We start from the raw sequence: 23170 nt of genomic DNA on the forward strand, positions 1-23170 counted from the left end.
ACCGCAGGGAGCGGCGTCAGCCGACGAGAGCGGCCCGCGCCGCGGAGGACCGACCGAGGTAGACGTAGTCCTCGTGCTTCGCCGTCCTCCCGTCGCCTGCGGCCCGCCCGTGCAGGCGACGCCAGACCCAGGGCAGCGCATGTCGACGCCACCACACGCCCGCGCCGAGCGGTTCGTGCTCGTGCATCGCGGCGTCGAGCGCTCCGAGTGCGTCGGCATCGGGCACCCCGAGCATCTCCCCTGCCCGGTAAGCGAGGAAGCGGTGGCCTCGGCTGCTCAGGTGCACGAGGTCTTCCCCCCAGTTCGGGCGTTCTGACAAGGCGGGGTGCAGATCCGTGTCGATCAGGATGGCTCCCGTTCGCATGGCGATCCCCGTCAACGCGGTGGCGAAGGCAGCGAACCTCCGGGTGTAGATGCATGCCGCACGCTGCCCGGGGAGGAACGGCGTGACCAGGAGCACGTCGGCGCCGATCCCGCGCAGTTGCCGCACCGTATCCTCGAGCTCTGCGGCGAGCGCGGCGACATCGACACGGCGCTTCACGAGATCGTTGGCGCCGATCAGGATCGAGACGAGGTCGGGGCGCAGCGCGAGTGCTCTCGTCAGCTGGAGTCCGGCGACGTCGCGGACGCGCTGGGAGCGGATCGCCAGATTCGCGTAGTGCAGGTCTCCCCTGGCGGCGAGCAGGAGAGCGAGGCGATCGGCCCATCCCCGCAACGCGCCGTCCGGGGCCGGATCGCACAGACCCTCGGTGAGTGAGTCACCGAGAGCGACGTAGCGATGCCATCGACGGGCGACGATCGGCGGCGGTGACTCGGGGCGCACGGTGCGGCGGGCGCGGGCGCCGGAATCTGCCGTGTGCAGCATCTGCGCCTCGTCGAAGTGGTCGAGGAGCTGATCGCACACGCTCTCCCAACTGCGCTCCTGCACGGCGGCGCGACCGGCTTCCCCGAAGGCACGTCGCTTGCGGGCGTCCCCGGCCAGGTCGGCCACGCGCATCCGCAGGTCGCCGAGGTCTCCCGGCCGGTACAGCCATCCGTCGATCCCCATCCGCACGAGGTCGAGGGGGCCGCCGCGTCCCGTGGCGACGACGGGGATGCCGCTGGCGTGGGCTTCCTGCAGGGTCTGTCCGAAGGTCTCGCTCTCCCCCGGGTGCACGAACAGGTCGAACGAGGCCATCGCCGCGGCGAGCGCGCCCCCCTCCAGATGGCCGAGGAAAAGGGCGTTCGGGAGCAGGTTCTCGAGGCGTGCTCTGCTCGGTCCGTCTCCGACGATGACCAGTCGCGTCCCCGGGATGTCGCGGAGCACGGCGAGGTCTTCGACCTGCTTCTCGGGGGCGAGGCGCCCGACGTACCCGATGACCGCGTCGGCGCCCCACTCGGAGCGGAGGGCGGGCGCTCGCCGAGACGGGTGGAAGCGTTCGGCGTCGACTCCCCGCCCCCAGTGCCGGACGCGATCGATGCCGAGCGCGGCGAGCTGCTGGGCCGATTCCCCGGACGGCGCCAGGGTCATCGTGGCGCGTCTGTGCAGTCTGGCGAGGTGGGTCTGGGCGATGCCCGTGGTCGCCGCGATCCGGTAACGCTCGGTGTAGGCGGCCACGTCGGTCTGGTAGGCGGCGACCGCGGCCACGTTCAGGCGCTCGGCCGCGAGCACTCCCCGCCACCCCAGCGCGAACGGCGAGGCGAGGTGCACGACATCGGGCTGGAAGCGGCCGAGGGCGGCGGCGACACGGTGCACGCTCGACGTGCCCACCCGCACGTGCCGGTACCCCGGGAGGGCGATGCTGGGGATGGCTTCGATCCGCGTCCCGCTGATCTCGGTGGGGACGCCGACCGCGGCGGGGGCGATCACATGCGCCTCGTGCCCACGTCGTTCGAGGTGTCGCAGGATGTGCAGCACCGAGCCGGTGACGCCGTTCATGTGCGGAAGGAAGGACTCCGTGACGATCGCTACTCTCACAGCCCCAGGATGGCGGTGACCGGAGCCCGTACCCGCCGCGAACGGCCCTCGGCACCGGATGTTCACCGGATGCTGGACGGCGGGTCACCGGCTATCCGGTCTTTGGTTCCCGTTCACCCGTTGCGGGCACAGTGGGCGATGTGCCGACGGACCTGCTGACCGCATTGCTCGAGGGTCCGTGGAGTCTGGCGCTGATGAGCCTGCTGGTCATCGGCGACGCCTTCTTCGTCGTCGTGCCCGGCGAGGTCGCGGTCACGGCTCTCGGGGCGCTCGCGGTGACCACGGGGTCGCCGCCGCTCTGGGCGGTCGTCGTGTGCGCCGCCGTCGCCGCGACGATCGGCGATGCGTGCTGCTACGTGATCGGACGGTCGGTGGGTACGGAGCGCTGGCGGTGGATGAGAACCGTCCGCGTGCAGCGCGCTCTGGCGTGGGCCCGGAGACGCGTGGACGGTGGGATGGCCACCGTGCTGTTCACCGCCCGCTTCGTGCCCTTCGCACGGCTGGCGATCAACCTGGTGGCCGGAGCCTCGCGCATCCCGCCTCCGCGCTATCTGGCACTCGTCTCCCTGGCAGCCACCGGATGGGCGCTGTACCAGGCAGTCGTGGGCGCTGCCGTCGCGGTGATCCTCCCCGGTGGTCCGCTTGTGTCCGTACCGGTGTCGATCGCGCTCGCGGTCGGTCTCGGGGTGCTGATCGATCTGTGTGTGCGACGCCACAGAGGGTGACCCGCCGGAGCGCGTGCTCTAGGCTCGGGGCATGAGCACCGAAGAAGGCGCCTCCTCGTCTGAGGAGATGAAGCGCAAGTTCAAGGAAGCGCTCGAGAAGAAGAACGCGCACCACCGGCAGGGCGAGGCACACCTCGACGGCGATTCCGCCGTGCACAGTGCGAACGCCCCGCAGACCCGGCGCGAGTTCCGACGCAAGAGCGGTTGACCGCGCGGATGCGGGAGCCGGCCTGACCGGACTCCCGCATCCCTCACCCTCTCGTCAGCGGCGATCGGCGCGTGCCCTGGCCCGCTCCTCCTTCGCCGCCATCTCGGTGACGGCCGCTTCCCGCAGCTCCTGCAGGTCCGCGGCCTGCGGGGCATCCGCCTGCCCGTGCGCGTCGACGCCGTCGAGCAGAGACTCGTCGAAGGGCAGCCGGCCGCTGAGCACCCGCTGCACGCGGTCCCTGTCTATCTGCTTCGTCCAGGTACCGATCAGGAGCGTCGCCACCGCATTGCCGGTGAAGTTCGTGAGCGCGCGTCCCTCGGACATGAACCGGTCGATGCCGACGATCACGCCGACGCCGTCGACCAGATCGGGACGGTAGGCCTGGAGACCACCGGCGAGGGTGGCGAGACCGGCGCCGGTGACACCGGCCGCTCCCTTGCTCGCGATGATCATGAAGACCAGCAGGCCGATCTGTTCGCCGATCGTCATCGGCTGTCCCATTCCCGTGGCGATGAACAGCGAGGCCATCGTCAGGTAGATCGCCGTTCCGTCGAGGTTGAACGAGTATCCGGTGGGGACGGTGATGCCGACGACGGGCTTGGAGACGCCGACGAACTCCATCTTCGCGATCAGACGCGGGAGAGCCGACTCCGACGACGAGGTGCCGACGATGAGCAGGTACTCCCTGGCCAGGTACTTCATGAGGGCGAAGATGTTCACTCGAGCGACCGTCCACAGCAGTACCCCGAGGATCACGACGATGAACAGGACGCAAGTGATGTAGAAGGCGACCATCAGTGTCCCCAAGCTCCAGATGGCCGCGATCCCGGTCTTGCCCACCACGGCGGCGATGGCGCCGAATGCACCGAGGGGAGCGAGCCACAGGATCATCCCGAGAATGCGGAAGACCAGCTTCTGCAGCTGCTTGACGGCCTCCATGATGGGAGCGCCGCGATCGCCGAGCCCCTGCAGTGCGAAGCCGACGAGGAGCGCGATGAACAGCACCTGCAGCACGCTCTCGCCTGTGAAGGCCGAGAAGAACGTCGTCGGGATGATGCCCAGGATGAACTCCTGCGTCGTCTTGGCCTCCGCCTCGACCGCGTCATAGGTCGAGGACGCCATGTCCAACCCCGCGCCGGGGTGGATGATGTTGCCGACGACGAGTCCGATCGCGAGCGCGAACGTCGACATGACCATGAAATACAGCAGCGCCAGTCCGCCGATCTTGCCGACGGTGGCCGCCTTGGCGATGGAGCCCACCCCGACCACGATCGTGCAGAAGATGATCGGCGCGATCATCATCCTGATCAGTGCCACGAAACCCTTGCCCAGCGGTTCGAACGCCTGACCCACCTCCGGCCAGACGAGGCCGATGACCGCGCCGAGCACGACGGCCAGGAGCACGGACACATACAGCCACGTGTGCCGGTCCCACGATTGCTTGCCTCGCCGCCAGGTGAACTTCGGCAGTGAGAATCCTGTTGTGAGCGCCATCGCGTCCTCCTCGATCATCGACGTCTTCGTCCGGTGGGCGGCATCCTCGCCGCCGATCAGGGTTCACGGTCTCCGACTTCACGCTTCGGGGCGAGTTGTGGTCGTATTGGTCACGGCACCTGACCATCGACGATCGGAGGAGGCGATGGCGCAGACCTCCCGCAGCCGCAGCACCGCATCCCGCGTCTTCGTCGTGCTGCTCGTCGCCGCCGTCGTGATCGGCGCGCTCGTGGCGGTCTTCCTCGTCGTCGAGGCGCAGCGGTCGATCCGCGCCGAGGCGGAACGGGTGACGGCGGCCACCGCGGCCTCGTTCGCCTCCTCTCCCCTCGTCGTCGACGGGCTGCGATCGAGCGATCAGGACGCGGCCACCCGGGTGCTCGAGCCCTATTCCCTGTCGGTGATCGCCGACGCAGGGCTCGACTTCATCACGGTCATGACCGCGGACGGCACACGGATCACCCACCCCGACACCGACCAGATCGGCGGGACCTACCTGGGCACCATCCCTGGGTCACCGCGGACGCTGACGGAGGAGTTCACCGGAACCCTCGGCCCATCGGTGCGGACGATCACGCCGGTCGCCACCCCGGACGGCGACCTGATCGGGTGGGTCGCCGCCGGCGTCACGACCGAGTCCATCACCGACACGCTGATCCGTCGCCTGCCTCTCACTCTCGGAATCACGATCGGCCTCGTCGCCCTCGGCGCCGGCGGCGCGGTGATCGCGCGACGGGTGACCCGGCGTATCGCCGGCGACCTCCCGCCCGGTCAGGTGCGGGATGCCGTGTCGTCGTACGAGTCGATCCGGACCCTGGGAGAGGCTCTGCGCGCGCAGACCCACGAGCACGGCAACCGGATGCACGCCGCCGTCGCACTGCTCGAACTCGGGCGCCGCGACGAGGCCATCGAGATCCTCACCGAGACGTCACGACAGAGCCAATCGCTCGTCGACCAGGTGACCGCGCGCCGTCACGGCGACCCTGCCGTCGGGGCACTCCTCCTCGGCAAGGCGTCGCAGGCCAAGGAACGGGGCATCGACTGGCGGGTTCGCATCGAACCCGACACGCCGCGCACGCCGCTGTCGCCCGTGGACGCCGTCTCGGTGCTCGGCAACCTCGTGGACAATGCGATGGATGCCGCCGCGGAGTCGGACGACCGTTGGGTGCAGGTCGTGCTCCGCCCGCACGAGCGCGCGGGGATCGTGCTCGAGGTCTCGGACAGCGGCTCCGGCATCCCGCCCGCCCTGCAGGAGCGCGTGTTCGACCAGGGGTACTCCACGAAACCCGCCGACGCGCAGGGTCGCGGCGTCGGGCTGGCGCTCGTGCGTTCCGTCGTCACCGGCGCGGGCGGCTCTGTCACGGTGAGCGACGCTCCGACGACGTTCCGAGTCTTCCTTCCCGCCGCCGCGTCTCGAAGGCCACAGCGATGATCCGGACACTGATCGTCGACGATGACGCCCTGACCCTCGAGCTGCACCGCGATTACCTGGCGCGCCTCGACGGATTCGTGGCCGCCGGCGAGTGCACCGGAGCCCGCGCCGCCCTGACCGCGATGGTCGACCGTCCTGACGCCTTCGATCTCGTGCTGCTCGACATCACGATGCCGGACGGATCCGGTATCGATGTGCTCCGCGCCCTTCGCGCGCGCTCCGCCGCGGTGGACGTGATCGCCATCACCGGCGTGCGCGACGCCGACGCCGTACGGCAGATGGCGGCGCTCGGCGTCTTCCAGTACCTCGTGAAGCCGTTCCCGTTCGCGGTGTTCCGCGAACGGATGGAGCAGTACCGCGCGTACCGGGAGCAGGCACGGAACACCGACGGCGAAGCGACACAGGCCGAGATCGACGCATTGCTGGGCCGCGCCACGGGCGCGATCGTGCTTCCCAAGGGGCTCTCGACTGCCTCGCTCGAGAGAGTCAGCGCAGAGCTGCGCGCCGATGGCCCGCTGTCGGCGAGCGAAGCGGCCGAGCGACTCGGAATGTCCCGGGTCGCCGTGCGCCGCTACCTGGAGCACCTCGTCGCTGCGGGCGTGCTCACGCGAGCAGCACGCTATGGGACGCGAGGACGGCCGGAGACCGAGTACGCATGGAAACGGGCGGGCGCCCCTGGGGTGTGACGGTCAACGCGGCAGACGTCCGTCGTGGAGCAGACCCTCCGGATCGAAGCGAGCGCGCAGACCGCGAAGCCGTGCGATCCCGTCGGCGGATCCGCAGCGTTCGAGCGTCTGGTCCGGCTCGAGGAATGTCGGCACGGTCTGCGAGGCCTCGTTCGGTGCCAGCAGTTCCCTGAACGCCACGAGACTCGCCTCGCCCGGTTCGTCCGGTACGCCCGGGATCACCGGTACGAGTGCGTGCACAAGCCAGCCCACGGACTCCAGCGAAGCGAAACCGGCCCGCCGCGGCGCATCCAGCGCACCGCCGAGCATCCGGATGTCGATGCCCATGATCGGCCACTGCTCCGGCAGCTCACGGAACTCGAGGAGCGCGTCGATGGTCGCATCATCGAGGATGCTCAGGGCCATCGATGCTCCGCGGCCCGGGGTCGGATCGGTCGGCTCGTTCGACGCGGCGGCGAGTGCCGCCGGCGACGTCGGGCCGGTGATGTCCCTGCGCACCTCACCTGCCCGGCGCACCGCGTCGATCTGCCGCTCCTGCGGTCCCTCCGTCGACAGCGCCTGCACGGTGACGAAGCTGCGGCCCCTGATTTCCTCGGGGAGCTGCGGAGCATCCGGCATCCGCATCGAGTTGACGAAGAGGTTCAGTGACGAGGGTGCGTCCACGGCGAGGTCGCGCACGGCGCGGAGCACCGCCGGGGCATCGTCGACGTCGAACGTGAGGTTCGCTCCCCAGATCTCCGGTGTACGGACCAGATCGATCTCGAGAGCGGTCACGATCCCCACGACGCCACCCGCCCCGCGCAGCGCCCACAGGAGATCGGCGTCGATGTCGTCATCGACGCGCTCGTGCGTGCCGTCGGTGCGCAGCACCCATGCCGCCCGCAGCCCGTCGGAGCCGAGGCCGGCCGTGCGGCTGAACCAGGAGTGCCCGCCGCCCAGGGCGTACCCGGCGACACTGACGACCGGGCTGGTGCCGGCGGGAGCCGCCCACCCGGTCCCTTCGAGCGCGTCGACGACGGCACCCCATCGCACGCCGCTGCCGACCTTCGCGACCCCTCGGTCGAGATCGAGCTCCAGATCGTCGAACGCGCCCATGCGCACCAGTACGGTGCCCGTCAGCGCGCCGGAGGCTCCGTGGCCGCTCGGCTGGACCGCGAGCCGCGCGCCCGACTCCCGTGCCGCATGCAGCAGCGCGCGGAGGTCATCGACATCGGCCGGTACCGCGACGGCATCCGGGCGCTGCTCGATCGCGAGATTCCACGGCTGCCGTGCCGTCTCATAGGCGGCGTCTGCAGGAAGGAGGAGTGAGCCGGTCAGACTGTTCCGAAGCGCGACGATCGCGGAGTGAGTGGGCATGACGCCACCGTACGATGCCCCTCGGACATTGTCGATGGCGTCATGCGCGACTCACTCGCCGGCGAGGCCGCCCAGCATGTGGCCGAACGAACGCCCCTCGCCCAGGTAGGTGGACGGGTCGTACGGGTCGACGGTCGCGGCCGCCTCCCGGCGGGCCATCGCGTCCGCGAGCTCCCTTGCGCCTTTCTCCACACGCTTGGCGAGCGGGGCGACATCGTCGCCGGCGTCGCCCCAGTCGCTCGACGCCGCGAAGACGCCGGTCGAGACGGGCTCCGCATGCAGGTAGGCGAAGAGCGGCCGGATCGCGTAGTCGATCGCGAGAGAGTGCCGAGCGGTGCCGGCGTTCGCGCCGATCAGGACGGGCTTGCCGGTGAGCGCATCCGGGTCGAGCACGTCGATGAACGACTTGAACAGCCCGGAGTAGCTCGTCGAGAAGATCGGCGTCACCGCGATCAGCGCGTCGGCGGAGACCACGGTGTTGATCGCGGTCTCGAGCACCGGCGGCGCGAACCCGGTGAGCAGGTTGTTCGTGATGTCGTGCGCGTAGTCGCGCAGCTCGATCACGTCGACGCTCGCCTCGACGTCGTGCTCGGCGAGCGCCTTGACCGTCTCGGCCGCCAGCCGATCCGCCAGCATCCGTGTGGACGACGGGTTCGACAGGCCGGCCGCGACGACGGCGATGCGACGCGTGGTCATCTCAGGCCTCCTTCCGGCCGAGTCCGAATGCCGCACCGGCGGGTGCGGGGCTGTCCTGGTAGGGCGAGTCGCCGGTCAGGTTGTCGCCGCGGTTGGCGCCGGGGCGCGCCTGCCGTGTCGGGCCGTCGCCGAACTCCGCCACGACGCGTGCCGCGTGGGTCGGCGCGTCCGGCACGGCGGCGGGGCGGTCCTTCGCGAGTTCCTTGCGCAGCACCGGAACCACCTCGGAGCCGAGGATGTCGAGCTGTTCCAGGACCATCTTCAGCGGGAGACCCGCGTGATCGATGAGGAACAGCTGACGCTGGTAGTCGCCGTAGTGCTCGCGCATCGCGGCATACCGATCGATGACCTGCTGCGGCGAGCCCACTGTGAGCGGAGTCATCTCGGTGAAGTCCTCCATGCTCGGGCCGTGGCCGTAGACCGGGGCGTTGTCGAAGTACGGACGGAACTTGTTCACCGCATCCTGCGACTTGGCGGACATGAACACCTGGCCGCCGAGACCGACGATCGCCTGCTCCCTGGTGCCGTGGCCGTAGTGCTCGAAGCGCTGACGGTACAGCTCGATGAGCCGCTGGTAGTGCTCCTTCGGCCAGAAGATGTTGTTCGCGAAGAAGCCGTCGCCGTAGTAGGCCGCCTGCTCGGCGATCTCGGGCGTGCGGATGGATCCGTGCCAGACGAACGGCGCGATGCCGTCGAGCGGACGCGGCGTCGACGTGAATCCCTGCAGCGGGGAGCGGAACTTGCCCTCCCAGTCGACGACGTCCTCGCGCCACAGCTTGTGCAGCAGCGCGTAGTTCTCGATCGCCAGCGGAAGCCCCTGGCGGATGTCCTGACCGAACCACGGGTAGACGGGCCCGGTGTTGCCGCGACCGAGCATGAGGTCCATGCGCCCGTCCGACACGTGCTGCAGCATCGCGTATTCCTCGGCGATGCGCACAGGATCGTTCGTGGTGATGAGCGTCGTCGACGTCGAGACGATGAGGCGCTCGGTCTGTGCGGCCAGTGCCGCCAGGAAGGTCGTGGGGCTGGAGGACCAGAACGGCGGGTTGTGGTGCTCGCCGATCGCGAAGACGTCGAGTCCGACCTCTTCGGCGTGCACGGCGATGGCCGTCGTCGCCTTGATGCGCTCCTGCTCGCTGGGGGTGATGCCCGTGGTGGGATCGCGGGTGATGTCGCTGACCGACATGATGCCGAACTGCATCGCCTGCGCGCCTGACTGCTCGCTCATGATTGCTCCGTGTCTCCGAACCGGATGACTCGCATCCGTTTCTATTCATTTGAATGTATCTGTGTCAACGCGCTCGGAGCAACTTTATTCCCGGCCTGTAGCCTCGAACGATGAGCAGCACCGGAGCCGACATCTCAGGACCCCGCACCGGGGCGGTTCCGCACAAGCGACGGCGTGTGCCGTTCTGGGACAACGCACGTTACATCTGCATCGTGCTGGTCGTACTGGGTCACGCGATCCAACGGCTCATCTACGACTCCGACATCGCGTTCGCCTTCTATCTGGCGCTGTACGCGTTCCACATGCCGGCCTTCGCGATCATCTCCGGCTACTTCTCCAAGTCCGGCTCTCCGACGAAGACGCAGATGGCCCGCGTGATCACGGACATCATCCTCCCGTACGTGATCTTCGAGCTGCTGTGGACGCTCACCAAGTGGCTCGTCGAGGGCCAGGCGAACCCGAACATCACCCAGCCCAGCTGGACGCTCTGGTTCCTCCTCGCCCTGGGCATCTTCCGGCTGGTACTCCCCTATCTCGCCCTGCTGCGTTGGCCGCTGCTGTGGACCGTCGTGATCTCGGTCGGCGTGGGCTACCTGCCGAACGTCGACAGCACGTTCTCGCTCTCGCGCACGCTCGGACTGCTGCCGTTCTTCGCCCTGGGGTGGTGGCTGCGCGAACACGACATCGTCGATCGCTTCACGCTTCTGGACTTCCGACCGTGGTGGCTGCGCGCCGCGGCCGTCGCGATCTTCGCCGCCGTCGGCTGGGCCGCCTGGAACTGGCTTCCCGTCTGGCAGGCGATCGACCTGCGCCACTGGCTCTTCTACGAGGACTCCTATGCCGACCTCGGCGGGGAGCAGTGGTGGGCCGGCGGCATCCGGGTCGCCCTGATGCTGCTCGCCGTCGTGCTCAGCGCGGCGTTCTTCGCCCTCATCCCGCGGGGCGCGCACTGGTGGACGACGTTCGGCCAGTACACGATGTACGTGTTCCTGCTGCACTCGTTCGTGCTGTACCCGTTCCGGGAGAGCGGAATCCTGCGCGATCTGGAGCCGACGTGGATCTGGCTGCCGCTCGTGACCGTGCTGTCGGTCGTGATCGCACTCGTCCTGGCGACCAAGCCCGTCAGATGGGTGTTCCGCCCCCTGGTCGAGCCGCGGCCCGGCTGGCTGTTCGCCGATCCGGAGCTCGCCTCCAAGGAAGGCCGCCGGAACGACCCGACCGGGTCTCGACGGCCTCGATAGAGGCAGACGATAGCCTCGAGGTGTGACCCGAGCGCAGACCGTCCGAGACCGTATCGTCGAACAGGTCGAGGCATCGGGGTTCGTCGCCCACGGCCTGCACGTCCGCCTGGGTATCGACACTGCGGAACATCGCTGGACCGCCGACGTCCGGGAAGACGTGCACTCGGTTGCGAAAGGTGTCTGCGTACTCGCCGCAGGAATCGCCGCGGACGAAGGGATGGTCTCGCTCGATGAGCCGGTGTCGACCTACCTGCCCGACCACGACCTGGGCCCCGGCGTCGAGGAGGTCACTCTGCGCCACCTCCTGATGATGTCGAGCGGCGTCGACCTGCCCTGGTCCGACACTCTGATGACCGACTGGCCGGATCTGGCACGCGAGTTTCTGCGACGCCCTTCGAGTGGACGGACCTTCCAGTACTCGAACGCGAGCACCTACACCGCGATGACCGCGCTGGCCGCACGGGTCGGCGACATCGGCGACTATCTCGTTCCCCGACTGTTCGGCCCGCTCGGCATCGACGACGTCGAGTGGGTGCGCAGCCCCCAGGGGCGCATCGAGGCTGGAGGCGGCCTCTTCCTCCGCACCGAAGAGCTGTCCCGCCTCGGGCTCCTCATCCGCGATCGCGGGATCTGGCAGGGACACCAGCTCATCTCGTCCGAGTGGATCGACTCGATGCATACGGATTGGGGCGTCGCCGGGGAGAGCCCCGCCTATGACCGCTACGCGCTCGCCGGTTGGGGCGGCCCCGGATCGGCCTGGCGGCTGCACGGCGCCCACGGCCAGCTGCTCATCTTCCTCGACGATGCCGTGGTCACGATCACCGCCGATGACCATCTCGGCGCTGACGCCATCGCTGCCTTCGCCGTCGAGACGCTCATCGCCGCCAGCGAGTCCTGACGGGTCAGGCGAAGAGCGCGGCTCCCACATAGGAACCGGGCTTCGCTCCGGCCGGCACCGCCCAGATACCGGATCCGACGTGTCTGATGTACTCGTTCATGAGATCCGTCGACAGGCGCCGCTGGAGCGCGATGAACTGCGCGGGATCACGCTGGTACGACAGGAAGAAGAGTCCGGCGTCGAGGCGACCGAGGGCGTTGTTCCCGTCGACGTAGTTGTACCCGCGTCGCAGGATGCGGATGCCGTCGTTCTGCTCGGGATGGGCGAGGCTCACGTGACTGTTCGCATCGATCGTCTTGCTGTGGAAATCCGGCGCTGTGAACTCGTTCCCACCGGAGAGCGGCGCCCCCTCCCCCTTGTCGCGGCCGATGATCGTGTCCTGCTCGGACAGGCGCACCCGATCCCAGGTCTCGATCAGCATCGCGATCTTGCGGGCCACGAGGTACGAGCCTCCGGCGAGCCACGCCGGCTCATCCTTCGCCGACACCCACACGTGATCCGTGAGCGCCGTCGTGTCGTCGGCCAGGATGTTCGCGGTGCCGTCCTTGAAACCGAAGAGGTTTCGCGGTGTGGCCTGCGTCGCCGTGGTGCGAGAGGTCTTGCCGAATCCCAGCTGCGACCAGCGCAGGCGCGCGCGACCGAAGGCGATGCGACTGAGGTTGCGGATGGCATGCACCGCGACCTGCGGGTCGTCGGCGCAGGCCTGGATGCAGAGATCGCCGTGAGAGGTCTGCGGATCGAGATCGTCGCCGAGGAAGGCCGGCAGGCGTTCCAGCCCTGCGGGACGCTGCGCGGCGATGCCGTAGCGGTCGCCGTCCTCATTCTCGAAGAGTCCCGGCCCGAAGCCGAACGTGATCGTGAGCCCCGCGGCGGGGAGCCCCAAGGCCTCGCCGGTGTCGTCCGGCGGTGCCTCGGCCGGTCCGCCGACCGCTCCCGTGGCGCTGACTTCGAGACCCTGCACCATGCGTGAGGACGCGTACGTCCAGTCCTGCAGGAGCGAGATGAGATCCTCGCGGTCGGTGCGCGGCATCATGTCGAAGCCGGCGAAGTGCAGGTGGTCCTGCACCGGCGTGGTGATACCGGCCTGATGCTCGCCGAAGAACTCATAGGCCGAGTGCGCGTCATCGGCGGCCCGTGCACGCCCGAGCGCCACGCCGCCGGCGAGGCCGGCGCCCGCCCCGGCAGCGAGTCCGGCGACGCCACCGCCGATGGCCAGACCGAGGAGGCCACGCCTGCTCAATCCCGCAGGCGCGGATGCCTCACCCTTCGGTTCCTCGGGTGCGGCATCCGCTTCCGGTTCGTTCACGTCCGTGATGGTATCGGGTCGGTCCAGCGCGCGGCTGATCAGTCGAGGACCGTGCTGGTGAGCTGCGACAGCGGCTCGGCCAGCGCGTTGATCAGGTCGGTGAACTCGCGCTTGTCGGCCTCTGTCAGCTCCGCATATCCGACGAAGCCATCGGTCAGCGAGCCGTGCGCGGCCAGAGAGTCCTCGAGCGCGGCATAGCCCGACTCGATCTCCGCGACCAGCGCCTCGCCGTCGTCGCCCTGCGCGACCGCGAAGTCCTGCACGAGCGAGAAGGCCATCTTCGAGCCCTCGACGTTCGCGGCGAAGTCGTAGAGGTCGGTGCCCGACCACCAGTCCTCCTCCCCGGAGATCTTTCCGGTCGCCACTTCGTCGAGCAGCGCGATGGCGCCGTTCGAGATGCCGCCGATGCCCTGGTCGTCCAGCGCGGTGGTGAAATCGTCGGAGTGCACGTAGTCGTAGAGCTCCTGCACGTCGGCGAGCAGCAGATCGCCGTAGTCGGCGCGCTCCTCGGAGGTCGACGGTGCCCAGTCCTGCCACGCGGGGGTCTCGCCGTCGGCGTTCAGCGCATCCTGCGCCGGCACCCACAGGTCTTTCTCGATGCGGTGGAATCCTGTCCAGTCCAGCCCCTCAGCCACGGCGTCGACCTCGCGGTAGTCGATGCGCGGGTCGAGGTCGCCCAGTGTCTCGGCGACGGGCTCGATGCGCTCGTAGAATGCGCGGGTCTGCGGGAAGAGCGTGCGCGCGGTCTCGTCGTCACCGGACTCGTAGGCGGCGACGAAGTCCTCCACGGCCGGGACGAGCTGGCCGACCTGGTCCTTCACGAAAGCACCGTAGAGATCGACGGCCTGCTGCTTCTGCTCGGCATCGGGACCGTCGACGGCCACGCGGTCTCCCGTGACGGTGAACGCCGTCTTGCCGACGCCGTCGCCGATCATGCCCGGCTTGCAGAGCGTGAAGTAGTCGCCCGGCTGTGCGACCACGGTGAGCGTGCGCGATGCGGCCGGCGCGATGTTCTCCACCTCGCCGACGATCCGCAGCCCGTCCTCGGCGAGCAGGTAGAACTCCGAGACCTGGTCCGTGTCGTTCGTGACATTGAAGGTCAGTGTCCCGCTCTTCGCGGTCGCCGCGGAGACGGCGCAGTCGCCGGCGGTGGACGAGACGTCGAACGCCGCGGTGGTCTCCGCATCGCTCTTCGCGACGCAGCCGCTCAGGACGAGGGCTGCGACGCCCGTGGCGGCGAGCACCCCCAGGAACCGGTGCGTGGTGGTCATGCTGCTCCTTGTGGTGAGAGGGAGGGAGATTCTGACGAGGGTTCCGCCGGCGCCTGCGGCTTCGACGGGCGCCTCGAGCGGAGTCCGCGGATGTAGAGCCATCCGACGAGCGAGATGTAGAGAGCCCAGGCGACCACCTGCAGCCAGGTCATCGCGGGCATGAAGCCGACCGTCGCCTGCAGGATGGAGGCGAGCGCTCCGCCGGGAGCGATCGTCGCCGAGACGTCGAACGCCCAGCCGAACGGGAAGGCGGCCCAGCCGACGGCCACGCCACCTGTCACGGCGTCGATCGGCGCCAGAGCGGTGAACGGGCCGGGAAGCACACCCGCTTCCTGCAGATCCATCAGCGCGTAGGCGAGGACGCCGGCGGCGACGATCACGAGGAACCCGCCCGTCCAGGCGAAGAAGCGACGCAGATCGAGCCGCACCGCACCGCGCGAGATCAGCCAGCCGATGATCACCGCCGCGATGAGACCGAGCAGTGCGCCCAGCAGGGCGGACGGCGCGTCGCCGAAGGACTGCACCATCGACCACAGCAGCAGCGTCGTCTCGATGCCCTCACGGGCGACCGACACGAAGCCGATGGCGATGAGCGCCCACAGCCCGCCCGCGGTGAGGGCGCGGTCGATGCCGCCCTCGAGCGTCGCCTTCATGGTGCGCCCGGCGCGCTGCATCCAGAAGATCATCCAGGTGACCATGGCGACGGCGAGCAGCGACAGCCCGCCGCCGATCAGCTCCTGCGCCTGGAATGTCAGCTCATACGCCCCGAACGTGAGGACCGCGCCGATGCCGAGCGCCAGGGCGATCGCGAGACCGACTCCCGCCCACATCTTCGGGAGTGCGTCCTGCCGACCGAGGCGGCGGAGGTACGCGACGAGGATGCCGACGACGAGTGCGGCTTCGAGACCCTCACGGAGCCCGATGAGAAAAGTGGCGAGCACGGAAGAACACAATCTCTGGCGTTGACTGAGGTAAGGCAGCCCTTACCGAAGGTTGACTCTAGCACCGCGTTCAACGCGCGCCGAACACCCGGACCGGAAGTAATGGAGCGCAACACAGGATCCCGCCTCGGGCGGTGGGACGTAGCCTCGGTCCATGGCTGAACTCTCGCTCCCCATCCTGGACCTGTCCCAGCTCGACGAAGGACCCGAGGCCGCGGCACGATTCCGCGATGAACTCCGGGCGGCGACGCACGACGTCGGCTTCTTCTACCTCACCGGCACCGGGATCTCCCCCGCGCTCGAAGCCCGGCTCCACCGCGCAGCCCTGGACTTCTTCGCACTCCCGGAGGCGGACAAGCTCGCGATCGAGAACGTCAACAGCCCGCACTTCCGCGGGTACACCCGCGTCGGAGGCGAGCGGACGCAGGGGAAGGTCGACTGGCGCGAGCAGATCGACATCGGCCCCGAACGCGAGCCCGTCAGCGACGGCCCCGCCTTCAACCGGCTCATCGGACCGAACCTGTGGCCCGCGGCGCAGCCGGAGCTCCAGGAGGTCGTCGCCGAATGGCACGAGACCCTGTCGGAGGTCGCCCGCAGACTGCTGCGGGAATGGGCACAGACCCTCGGCGCCGACGAGTCCTACTTCGACGAGCACTTCGGAGAGCCATCCACCCTCATCAAGATCGTCCGATACCCCGGGACGCACGAGCCGGAGCCGCAGCAGGGTGTCGGCGCGCACAAGGACTCGGGCGTGCTCACCCTGTTGTGGGTGGAGCCGGGCAAAGGCGGCCTGCAGGTCGAGCGCGACGGCGCGTGGGTCGACGCTCCCCCGGTATCCGGGGCCTTCGTCGTGAACATCGGCGAGCTGCTGGAGTACGCGACGGGCGGGTATCTGAAGGCGACGAACCACCGCGTCGTGTCTCCGCAGGCGCCGCACGAGCGGATCTCCATCCCGTTCTTCTTCAACCCGGCGCTCGACAAGCGCCTCCCGCTGATCGACCTGCCCGAGGAATTGGCCGCCGAGGCGAACGGGGTGACGGAGGACCCAGGCAACCCCATCCACGCGCTCTATGGGGAGAACGCGCTCAAGTCACGCCTGCGCGCACACCCGGACGTCGCGGCGATCCACCACGCCGATCTCGTGGGCGCCGCCGTCTGAGGCGTCGCTCACCGCGACGGCGGTGCGTCTGAGGCGATCTCCCGGAGGGCTGCGAGGTGGTCGTCGAAGGCGACCCGACCGCGGGGCGTCGCCGAGATCCAGGTGCCGGGGACCTCACCGAACGACACTCGGCGCGCGAAGACGTATCCCACCCTCTGGAGCTGGCCGATCGCACCGCTGAGGGAGCGACCCTCGCAGTCCAGAACCCTTCGGAGGGTTCTGAACTCGAGGTCGGCGCCGTTCTGCAGCGCCGCCATGAGGGAGAACGGCAACGACGCGGCGAAGGTGTCGTCGAGACGCACCCGCCCCGTGCGCTCTGCGGCGCTACGCATCGAGATCACGCCCGGACACGGCAGAGACCAGCACGAACATCACGATCATCCCGAGCCCGGCGAGCAGGTACGAGGCCGGCGCGAGGACCACGCCGTCCAGAGCGGGGACCCGCAGCACGAGGAGGACACCCACCGAGATCGTGAGTGCCAGGATGTGCGGCCAGCGCCACGACGCCCCGATCAGCGGAAGCCCGATGACGGTGCCGGACGCCGCGAACCAGGCGATCAGCGCCAGCAGGCCGAGAAAGAGCAGGACGCTGCGGAGGACCTCGTCTGGCACGGCGCTCAGCGCGCACACCGACCCCAAGACGACACCGACCAGCATCGTCCCTCCGCGCACACCGGGAGTGAGGGCGGCTCGCACGGGCGGCAGCGGCCGTGGCCCCCGGGAGGCCCGGACGAGACGGACGACCCCGTACCCGCCGAATCCGCCCAACACGAGAGCGATGGGAAGGAGCATCCACCGCGGCGAGATGCTCTCGTAGAGGACGATCAGGGTGAAGACCGCGAGCGCCGTGACGAGCACGGCCGCACCTCCGAAGGTGACCAGTCGACGCCAGGCCGGGGTTCGCGGGCCTCTGTCCCCTCGCGCCGAGATCCCGGTCGAGATCTGCGCCCAGAGCAGGATGGGAATCAGCAGTGCCTGGAATTCAACGGAGGGAACGGGTTGCCGGAAGCCCAGTGTGACGACGGCGAGATACCCGGCGATGATCCCGGCGTTCACGATCGCCAGCCACGCCCCCGCCCGTCGATCGACCACGCGTTCGCGTCGCTCGACGATCGCCTCCGCCTGTTTGAGATACTGGCGCGCCATGTCCGCATCCGGCGGCGTCAACCGGGCCTGACCCGCGAGGGGTTCGTGTTCCATCGCCTTGTGCCTCCGCACGTCTCAGGAAAGCACCGCGTCGCACGCCCCCCGGTCCGTTATAGGCGACCGTCCTCGAAGAAGCAAGGAGAGACGGCGGCGCGTCCGTGGGGGAACGACGAAGGCCGCCCCACACCGTGGGACGGCCTTCTCAAGAATGTTCTGCGCGATTGAACGCAGGGTCGCGGTGCCTTAGCGGCGGAGTCCGAGACGCTCGATCAGCGAGCGGTAGCGCGCGATGTCGATGTCCTGGAGGTAGCCGAGCAGACGACGGCGCTGACCCACGAGCAGGAACAGCCCACGACGCGAGTGGTGGTCGTGCTTGTGCTCCTTGAGGTGCTCGGTGAGGTCCTTGATGCGCTGCGTCAGCATTGCGACCTGCACCTCGGGGGATCCGGTGTCACCGGGGTGCGTCGCGTACTCTTCGATGATCGCCTTCTTGACGTCTGCTTCCAGTGCCATAGATTCGATCCCCTCTCTGCTTGTTGCGCGGCGCCCGACGCCTGATACGTGGGCTCTCTTTATCCGCGGCCGATCAAACGGCAACCTGACGAGTCTACCAGCCCGCGACTCCCCCGAGGGACACCGGCGGAGAGCACGGTCCGCACGGGGCAACTAGTCTCGAAGGGTGCAGAAGAAGTTCGACGAGTGAGTGCCCGACGCGGTCATCTGATCGATCTGAGCCCGCTGAAGACCAGCCCGGCCTTCGCCCGGATGTGGATCGGTTCGACACTCGCCGGCATCGGCGGCCAGCTCACCATCGTGACCGTGATGCTGCACGTCTTCGCTCTGACGCAGAGCACCTTCGCGGTCTCCATGATCGCGGTCGCCGGCCTCGTGCCGATGATCCTCGCCGGGCTGTACGGCGGCATGCTCGCCGATGCGTTCGACCGACGCCGGGTGGCCCTGATCGCGGCCACCATCACCTTCGTCTCCACCGCCCTGCTCGCGGCTCTCACCTGGACCGGCGCGGAGACCATCTGGTGGCTGTACGTCCTGAGCATGATCAACTCGGCCGCCAACTCGGTCGGCATGGCCACGCGCACGGCGATCGTCCCTCGACTCATCCCTCGCGAGAAGCTCGCCGCGGCATCCGCGCTGAACGGCGTCGCCTTCGGCCTCACGGTCATGGCGGGCCCTGCGCTGGCGGGGCTGCTGGTCGCCCTCACCGGCTACGGCTGGACCTACACGATCGACGTCGTGCTGATGCTCTCGATGTTCCTCGGACTGTGGACGCTCCCGGCACTGCGACCCGAGGGAGACATCGTCCGCCCCGGCCTCGAGTCGCTCGTCGATGGATGGAGATTCCTCCGCAGGGCCGGAAACATCCGGATGCAGTACATCATCGACATCATCGCGATGACGTTCGGACAACCCCTCGTGCTCTTCCCCGCTCTCGGCACCGTGCTCCTGGGCGGCGGTGCGCTCACGACAGGCATCCTCACGGCCGCCGTGGCGGTCGGGACCTTCGCGTCGAGCCTGTTCTCCGGCCGCGTCGTGCAGTACCGCTGGCACGGCCGCGGCATCGCTCGCGCCGTGGAGGCCTATGGCGCGTCGATCCTGCTGTTCGGAGTCGTCCTGCTCGTCGGGGCGTTCTCGGCTCCTGCGAGCGAAGCCGTTCCCCATGTCTGGCTGATCGTCGCGGCATGCGTCGCGCTGGCGCTCTCCGGGGCCTCGGACAACGTCAGCTCCATCTACCGCAACACGATGATGCAGGCCGCGGTGCCCGACGCGATGCGCGGACGGCTCCAGGGGCTGTTCATCGTCGTGGTCGCGGGCGGGCCGCGCGTGGGCGCCCTGTACGCCGGCACCCTCGCGACCCTGACGACCCTCTGGTTCCCTCCCCTGCTCGGAGGGATCCTGGTGATCGGCCTCGTGGCGATGCTCGCCCGCCGCCACCGCGGATTCCGCGACTACGACGCAGAGAACCCCGAGCCCTGAGGGGCCCGGGGTCCGGATCACTGCCTGGCGGGGTCAGTCCTGCTGCAGGGCACCCTGCAGGTCGAGGCTGATCGTGATGTCCTTACCGACGAGGACGCCGCCCGTCTCGAGTGCGGCGTTCCAGGTGAGGCCGAAGTCCTCACGATTGATCACGGTCTTGGCAGAGGCGCCGGCCTTGTAGTTGCCGTAGGGGTCGGTGCCGAAGCCGCCGAAGTCGAGCTCGAAGCTGACCGGCTTGGTGACGCCGCGGATCGTGAGGTCGCCGTCGACGTACAGGTCGTCACCCTTGACGCGCGCACCGGTGGACACGAACTCCATGGTCGGGAAGTTCTCGGTGTCGAAGAAGTCGGCGGAGCGCAGGTGCGCGTCGCGGCCCTCGTCGTTGGTGTCGACCGAGGTCACGTCGACGGTCGCCTCGACCTTGGCGTCGAGCGGGTTCTCGGGGGCGATCAGCGTCGCGTTCTTGACACCGAAGGTGCCACGGACCTTCGAGATCATCATGTGGCGCACGCTGAAGGTGACCTCGCTGTGCGAGGGGTCGAGCACCCAGGTGCCGGGACGGTAACCGGGAATTTCGATGCTGGTCATTGCTTCTCCTCTGGAGACATCGGCCGCAGACGCGGCGTCGGACAAGGGCCGCCGTGAAGGCGACCCCTGTGACAACTTACATTCAGATGCATGTATTCCCGTTGAGGTGAAGTTTTTCCGTGTACAGCACGAGGCGCCCCTCGTCCGAAGAGGAGGGGCGCCTCGCAGGGTGGGGCGGGGTCAGCCGACGGCGACGAGATCGATGATGAAGATCAGCGTCTTGCCGGAGAGGAAGTGACCTCCGCCGACCGGGCCGTAGGCGAGGTGCGGCGGGATGATCAGCTCGCGGCGTCCGCCGACCTTCATGCCGGGGATGCCGTCCTGCCACCCCTGGATGAGGCCACGCAGCGGGAACTGGATGGTCTCGCCCCGTCCCCAGGACGAGTCGAACTCCTCGCCGGAGTCGAACTCGACGCCCGCGTAGTGAACGGTGACGGTGTCGCCGGGCTTCGCCTCGGCGCCGTCACCCTCGATGATGTCGCGGGTGACGAGCTCCGCGGGAGCGGGAGCGCTGGGGGCATCGAACTCAGGCTTTGTGCGATCAGTCATACCTCCATCAAACCCGAGCCGGGGCGACGGGGTCAACGCGTCAGGGACTGCTCACAGCGAACACTTCGACAAGCGCGGCGCGGGCACTTCGACCGGCCCGGCCCCGCGGGTCGACAAGAACCTCTTGACACCTCCGGAGGGCCGGGTGCACCCTGATTACAGATCAACTCAGCGCCCGGGAGACTCGCAGGCATCGCCGCAGCACCGGGCGCTGAGTCTTGCCGCCGCAGGGTTCGGGTCCGTCAGCGGACGTATCCGTCGAGTATCTCCGCGATCTCGACGGGGTGGCTCAGCATGGCGCAGTGCCCGCCGGAGATCTCATCCGCCTCCACGCCCAGACGCTCTCGAGCGAGGGCGCGGAGGAACGCGGCGGGGAAGAAGCGGTCCTCGGCGAACACGACGAGCCTCGTCGGCACCGCCGGCCACTCGGACAGGGGCCACGGCGCCGCCATCGCCGCCTGCGCCGGATGCGCCCGTTCTCTGCGCAGGGCCTCATCGGCCAGCTCACGGGGCACGCCGTTGTAGAAGCTCACATACGGGTCGTCGTTGCCGGTGAGCCCGCCGTCGAGAGCGGACTGCGCCTGCGACGCGGCCAGATACCCCGAGTTCGCCCACCACTGCTCGGGAGACTCCCCCGGCGACGGGATCATCCCCGCCACCAGGACGAGGAGATCGGCGGAGAGGCGTCCGGCCACCAGCGGTGCGGTGAACGCTCCGAACGAATGACCGACCACCACCACGTCCGGACGCGAGCCGACGAGCTCGACGACCGCATCGGCGTAGTCATCGAGCGTGAGGGCATCGTCATCGGCGGGAAGGTCGGGAGCGAACACCTCGTGCCCCCGCGCTCTCAGCTCGCCCGCGACCAGATGCCAGGACCATCCGACATCTCCACCGCCATGGATCACGACGAAAGTGCTCATCGCCCACCGCCTTCCTCCCGAGCAGAGTACTCCGCCGCGGTCGGCATCAGTACGCCAGCAGCGCCGCCCTGGTCGCCCGGGTGCGGATCAGCAGCGCACGCTCGTCGTCGACGGCGAGGGAGTCGCGCCCGGTGATCGCGCGCTGCCGGACGGCGGCGAGCTCGGTCGCGTCTTTGATGAACGCCCGCATCAGGGGGCGGCGGTCTCCCCGCAATCGCGCCGCCCATGCGAGCCCGACCTTGCGCCCCGCCGGCGTCGCGAGCATCGTGACCTCCTCCGGAGTGAACCACCCGGCCGCCGCGTACTCCTCGAGTCGAGCCCTCGTGAGCCTCGCCTCCTCCCGGCGCAGTGCGATGATGCCGAGGATGAAGCCGATGAAGAGGGGTACCTGCAGCGTGAAGTAGAGGCCGAAGAAGTCCGCGAACGTCGCCGAACCGTTCCACAGTGCATGCAGCAGGACTGCTCCGACGAACCCCAGGAGCCCGGCGCCGAGGGCCGACCGCGCGGACCCGTGCCGGCGCGCCACGAGTCCGATCGCGAAGCCGGTCACCGCCGTGAACATGGCGTGTGCGAACGGCGAGAGGATGGCGCGCACTCCGAAGGTGACCGTGAGCTGCTCGCCGCCGCCCTCGATGAGGCTGAGGGCGAAGTACTGGATGTTCTCGGTGAAGGCGAACCCCGCCCCGACGAGGGCCCCGTAGACCACGCCGTCGACGGGTCCGTCGAACGCGCGTCGGGCGAGGAGGAAGATCAGGAAGACACCGAGCCCCTTCCAGAACTCCTCCACGATCGGTGCCTGCACGACGGCGGAGAAGGCGTCGGTGGTCGGGCCGATCAGGATCTTCAGCCCGACGTCGACGAGCAGCGCGAGCCCGACGGCGGCGACCGCCCCCCACGCGATCGCGAAGATCACCAGCCGTTTCGGCTCGGGTTCCCAGCGGTCGATCATCCGCACGCCGAGGAACACGATCGTGAGCGGGATGAGCGCCAGCACCAGCCCGACCACGGAGGCGGTGACCCCGAGCGCCCACCCGAAGTATCCGATCAGGGCAAGGAGGAGGAAGCCCAGGAAGCCGAACAGCCAGAGCGAGACCGAGCGCCCCTTCCTCGTCGGCACGGGCAGCGCGGGCAGGGACTCCGCCGGCGACGGCGCGACCGGAGCAGGCGGCGTGTACGGGGTCGGCTGCGCCAGCGGCGACGCATACTCCGCCCGCCGCAGCGACGCGGCGGGCGGGGCATACGGTGCCGACGCGACGCCCGGCTGCGCGGGCTGCCGCACGGGTGGCGGCGTGTACGGCAGCGGCTGCTGCGACGGGGGCGGTCCTCCGAAACTCATAGCCAAAGCTTATGCGGCACAAGAGTGAAGTCACGGGTATG

Annotated in this window: 23 protein-coding genes; 8 read left to right on the forward strand and 15 right to left on the reverse strand. The window is 68.9% G+C overall.

Annotated elements, in window-relative coordinates:
* Positions 1-16: 16 nt before the first annotated feature.
* Entirely contained in the window at positions 17-1957 is a 1941-nt protein-coding gene (locus tag CQ042_RS01410; protein WP_105668438.1) for a GDSL-type esterase/lipase family protein, read from the reverse strand.
* Positions 1958-2097: 140 nt separating this feature from the next.
* Here CQ042_RS01410 and CQ042_RS01415 point away from each other — a divergent pair, with 140 nt between their 5' ends.
* Positions 2098-2682, forward strand: a complete 585-nt coding sequence (locus CQ042_RS01415) for a DedA family protein (RefSeq protein ID WP_105668439.1) — start codon at positions 2098-2100, stop codon at positions 2680-2682.
* Between the two features lie 31 nt (positions 2683-2713).
* Positions 2714-2890 carry a DUF5302 domain-containing protein gene (locus CQ042_RS20350; RefSeq protein WP_017830923.1) on the forward strand — a complete coding sequence of 59 codons (177 nt, stop codon included), beginning with the start codon at positions 2714-2716 and terminating at the stop codon, positions 2888-2890.
* Positions 2891-2944: 54 nt separating this feature from the next.
* Here the strand turns inward: CQ042_RS20350 and CQ042_RS01420 are convergent, their stop codons facing one another.
* Positions 2945-4384, reverse strand: a complete 1440-nt coding sequence (locus CQ042_RS01420; protein ID WP_105668635.1) for a cation:dicarboxylate symporter family transporter — start codon at positions 4382-4384, stop codon at positions 2945-2947.
* A 145-nt stretch (positions 4385-4529) separates the two neighbouring features.
* On the opposite strand from CQ042_RS01420, the gene CQ042_RS01425 reads away from it, so the two are divergent.
* Both CQ042_RS01425 and CQ042_RS01430 read left to right on the forward strand, forming a co-directional pair.
* Complete coding sequence (locus CQ042_RS01425) at positions 4530-5813, forward strand: ATP-binding protein (RefSeq protein WP_105668440.1); 1284 nt, start codon at positions 4530-4532, stop codon at positions 5811-5813.
* On the forward strand, positions 5810-6499 hold the full coding sequence (locus tag CQ042_RS01430) for a response regulator (protein WP_105668441.1): 690 nt from the start codon (positions 5810-5812) through the stop codon (positions 6497-6499). Before CQ042_RS01425 ends, CQ042_RS01430 begins: the two co-directional genes overlap by 4 nt.
* A 3-nt stretch (positions 6500-6502) precedes the next feature.
* On the opposite strand, the gene CQ042_RS01435 is transcribed toward CQ042_RS01430, so the two are convergent.
* From CQ042_RS01435 to CQ042_RS01445, 3 genes are read right to left on the reverse strand one after another with little or no spacing between them, the layout of a single operon-like run.
* A complete protein-coding gene (locus CQ042_RS01435) occupies positions 6503-7855 on the reverse strand; it encodes an FAD-binding oxidoreductase (protein WP_105668442.1) in 1353 nt (450 codons plus the stop codon).
* A 51-nt stretch (positions 7856-7906) separates the two neighbouring features.
* Positions 7907-8551 carry an FMN reductase gene (locus CQ042_RS01440; protein ID WP_105668443.1) on the reverse strand — a complete coding sequence of 215 codons (645 nt, stop codon included), beginning with the start codon at positions 8549-8551 and terminating at the stop codon, positions 7907-7909.
* 1 nt (position 8552) lies between these two features.
* Complete coding sequence (locus tag CQ042_RS01445; RefSeq protein ID WP_105668444.1) at positions 8553-9779, reverse strand: LLM class flavin-dependent oxidoreductase; 1227 nt, start codon at positions 9777-9779, stop codon at positions 8553-8555.
* A gap of 110 nt (positions 9780-9889) precedes the next feature.
* Here CQ042_RS01445 and CQ042_RS01450 point away from each other — a divergent pair, with 110 nt between their 5' ends.
* Complete coding sequence (locus CQ042_RS01450) at positions 9890-11020, forward strand: acyltransferase family protein (protein ID WP_105668445.1); 1131 nt, start codon at positions 9890-9892, stop codon at positions 11018-11020.
* 22 nt (positions 11021-11042) lie between these two features.
* On the forward strand, positions 11043-11918 hold the full coding sequence (locus CQ042_RS01455) for a serine hydrolase (RefSeq protein ID WP_105668446.1): 876 nt from the start codon (positions 11043-11045) through the stop codon (positions 11916-11918).
* Positions 11919-11922: 4 nt separating this feature from the next.
* On the opposite strand, the gene efeB is transcribed toward CQ042_RS01455, so the two are convergent.
* Genes efeB through efeU form a run of 3 tightly spaced genes read right to left on the reverse strand, consistent with a single transcriptional unit; the run spans position 11923 to position 15436 of the window.
* Complete coding sequence (gene efeB, locus CQ042_RS01460; protein WP_105668447.1) at positions 11923-13224, reverse strand: iron uptake transporter deferrochelatase/peroxidase subunit; 1302 nt, start codon at positions 13222-13224, stop codon at positions 11923-11925.
* A 38-nt stretch (positions 13225-13262) separates the two neighbouring features.
* Positions 13263-14495 (reverse strand): iron uptake system protein EfeO, encoded by a 1233-nt coding sequence (gene efeO / locus CQ042_RS01465; RefSeq protein WP_105668448.1) that lies wholly within the window; start codon positions 14493-14495, stop codon positions 13263-13265.
* Complete coding sequence (gene efeU, locus CQ042_RS01470; RefSeq protein ID WP_105668449.1) at positions 14492-15436, reverse strand: iron uptake transporter permease EfeU; 945 nt, start codon at positions 15434-15436, stop codon at positions 14492-14494. Before efeU ends, efeO begins: the two co-directional genes overlap by 4 nt.
* A 154-nt stretch (positions 15437-15590) precedes the next feature.
* Here efeU and CQ042_RS01475 point away from each other — a divergent pair, with 154 nt between their 5' ends.
* Positions 15591-16595, forward strand: coding sequence for an isopenicillin N synthase family oxygenase (locus tag CQ042_RS01475; RefSeq protein WP_105668450.1), 1005 nt, complete (start codon positions 15591-15593; stop codon positions 16593-16595).
* A gap of 8 nt (positions 16596-16603) precedes the next feature.
* On the opposite strand, the gene CQ042_RS01480 is transcribed toward CQ042_RS01475, so the two are convergent.
* From CQ042_RS01480 to rpsO, 3 genes are all read right to left on the reverse strand, one after another.
* Positions 16604-16927 (reverse strand): transcriptional regulator, encoded by a 324-nt coding sequence (locus tag CQ042_RS01480; RefSeq protein ID WP_105668451.1) that lies wholly within the window; start codon positions 16925-16927, stop codon positions 16604-16606.
* Positions 16920-17795 carry a hypothetical protein gene (locus CQ042_RS01485; protein WP_146115326.1) on the reverse strand — a complete coding sequence of 292 codons (876 nt, stop codon included), beginning with the start codon at positions 17793-17795 and terminating at the stop codon, positions 16920-16922. The genes CQ042_RS01480 and CQ042_RS01485 overlap by 8 nt, the downstream gene beginning before the upstream one ends.
* Positions 17796-17984: 189 nt before the next feature.
* Positions 17985-18254: a 30S ribosomal protein S15 gene (gene rpsO, locus CQ042_RS01490; RefSeq protein WP_017830938.1), complete on the reverse strand. Its 270-nt coding sequence runs from the start codon at positions 18252-18254 to the stop codon at positions 17985-17987.
* Between the two features lie 186 nt (positions 18255-18440).
* Here rpsO and CQ042_RS01495 point away from each other — a divergent pair, with 186 nt between their 5' ends.
* Positions 18441-19733: an MFS transporter gene (locus tag CQ042_RS01495; RefSeq protein ID WP_105668453.1), complete on the forward strand. Its 1293-nt coding sequence runs from the start codon at positions 18441-18443 to the stop codon at positions 19731-19733.
* Between the two features lie 33 nt (positions 19734-19766).
* Here CQ042_RS01495 and CQ042_RS01500 read toward each other — a convergent pair whose 3' ends face one another.
* The 4 genes from CQ042_RS01500 to CQ042_RS01515 all read right to left on the reverse strand — a co-directional run bounded on the left by CQ042_RS01500 (position 19767) and on the right by CQ042_RS01515 (position 23129).
* On the reverse strand, positions 19767-20321 hold the full coding sequence (locus CQ042_RS01500; RefSeq protein WP_105668454.1) for a YceI family protein: 555 nt from the start codon (positions 20319-20321) through the stop codon (positions 19767-19769).
* Positions 20322-20501: 180 nt separating this feature from the next.
* Positions 20502-20870 carry an FKBP-type peptidyl-prolyl cis-trans isomerase gene (locus CQ042_RS01505; protein ID WP_105668455.1) on the reverse strand — a complete coding sequence of 123 codons (369 nt, stop codon included), beginning with the start codon at positions 20868-20870 and terminating at the stop codon, positions 20502-20504.
* A gap of 242 nt (positions 20871-21112) precedes the next feature.
* On the reverse strand, positions 21113-21793 hold the full coding sequence (locus tag CQ042_RS01510; protein ID WP_105668456.1) for an alpha/beta fold hydrolase: 681 nt from the start codon (positions 21791-21793) through the stop codon (positions 21113-21115).
* Between the two features lie 46 nt (positions 21794-21839).
* On the reverse strand, positions 21840-23129 hold the full coding sequence (locus CQ042_RS01515) for a PrsW family intramembrane metalloprotease (RefSeq protein ID WP_105668457.1): 1290 nt from the start codon (positions 23127-23129) through the stop codon (positions 21840-21842).
* Positions 23130-23170: the final 41 nt, after the last annotated feature.

The organism is Microbacterium sp. MYb62 (assembly GCF_002979475.1).
Taxonomy (GTDB): domain Bacteria; phylum Actinomycetota; class Actinomycetes; order Actinomycetales; family Microbacteriaceae; genus Microbacterium.

What these genes read in the sequence shown, in the direction of transcription:
- CQ042_RS01505 (WP_105668455.1), bottom strand. Translation starts at nt 20,870, where the DNA reads ATGACTGATCGCACAAAGCCTGAGTTCGATGCCCCCAGCGCTCCCGCT.
- efeO (WP_105668448.1), bottom strand. Translation starts at nt 14,495, where the DNA reads ATGACCACCACGCACCGGTTCCTGGGGGTGCTCGCCGCCACGGGCGTC.
- CQ042_RS01450 (WP_105668445.1), top strand. Translation starts at nt 9,890, where the DNA reads ATGAGCAGCACCGGAGCCGACATCTCAGGACCCCGCACCGGGGCGGTT.
- CQ042_RS01425 (WP_105668440.1), top strand. Translation starts at nt 4,530, where the DNA reads ATGGCGCAGACCTCCCGCAGCCGCAGCACCGCATCCCGCGTCTTCGTC.
- CQ042_RS20350 (WP_017830923.1), top strand. Translation starts at nt 2,714, where the DNA reads ATGAGCACCGAAGAAGGCGCCTCCTCGTCTGAGGAGATGAAGCGCAAG.
- CQ042_RS01435 (WP_105668442.1), bottom strand. Translation starts at nt 7,855, where the DNA reads ATGCCCACTCACTCCGCGATCGTCGCGCTTCGGAACAGTCTGACCGGC.
- CQ042_RS01420 (WP_105668635.1), bottom strand. Translation starts at nt 4,384, where the DNA reads ATGGCGCTCACAACAGGATTCTCACTGCCGAAGTTCACCTGGCGGCGA.
- CQ042_RS01430 (WP_105668441.1), top strand. Translation starts at nt 5,810, where the DNA reads ATGATCCGGACACTGATCGTCGACGATGACGCCCTGACCCTCGAGCTG.
- CQ042_RS01500 (WP_105668454.1), bottom strand. Translation starts at nt 20,321, where the DNA reads ATGACCAGCATCGAAATTCCCGGTTACCGTCCCGGCACCTGGGTGCTC.
- CQ042_RS01515 (WP_105668457.1), bottom strand. Translation starts at nt 23,129, where the DNA reads ATGAGTTTCGGAGGACCGCCCCCGTCGCAGCAGCCGCTGCCGTACACG.
- CQ042_RS01510 (WP_105668456.1), bottom strand. Translation starts at nt 21,793, where the DNA reads ATGAGCACTTTCGTCGTGATCCATGGCGGTGGAGATGTCGGATGGTCC.
- CQ042_RS01445 (WP_105668444.1), bottom strand. Translation starts at nt 9,779, where the DNA reads ATGAGCGAGCAGTCAGGCGCGCAGGCGATGCAGTTCGGCATCATGTCG.
- CQ042_RS01440 (WP_105668443.1), bottom strand. Translation starts at nt 8,551, where the DNA reads ATGACCACGCGTCGCATCGCCGTCGTCGCGGCCGGCCTGTCGAACCCG.
- CQ042_RS01485 (WP_146115326.1), bottom strand. Translation starts at nt 17,795, where the DNA reads ATGGAACACGAACCCCTCGCGGGTCAGGCCCGGTTGACGCCGCCGGAT.
- rpsO (WP_017830938.1), bottom strand. Translation starts at nt 18,254, where the DNA reads ATGGCACTGGAAGCAGACGTCAAGAAGGCGATCATCGAAGAGTACGCG.
- CQ042_RS01475 (WP_105668450.1), top strand. Translation starts at nt 15,591, where the DNA reads ATGGCTGAACTCTCGCTCCCCATCCTGGACCTGTCCCAGCTCGACGAA.
- CQ042_RS01480 (WP_105668451.1), bottom strand. Translation starts at nt 16,927, where the DNA reads ATGCGTAGCGCCGCAGAGCGCACGGGGCGGGTGCGTCTCGACGACACC.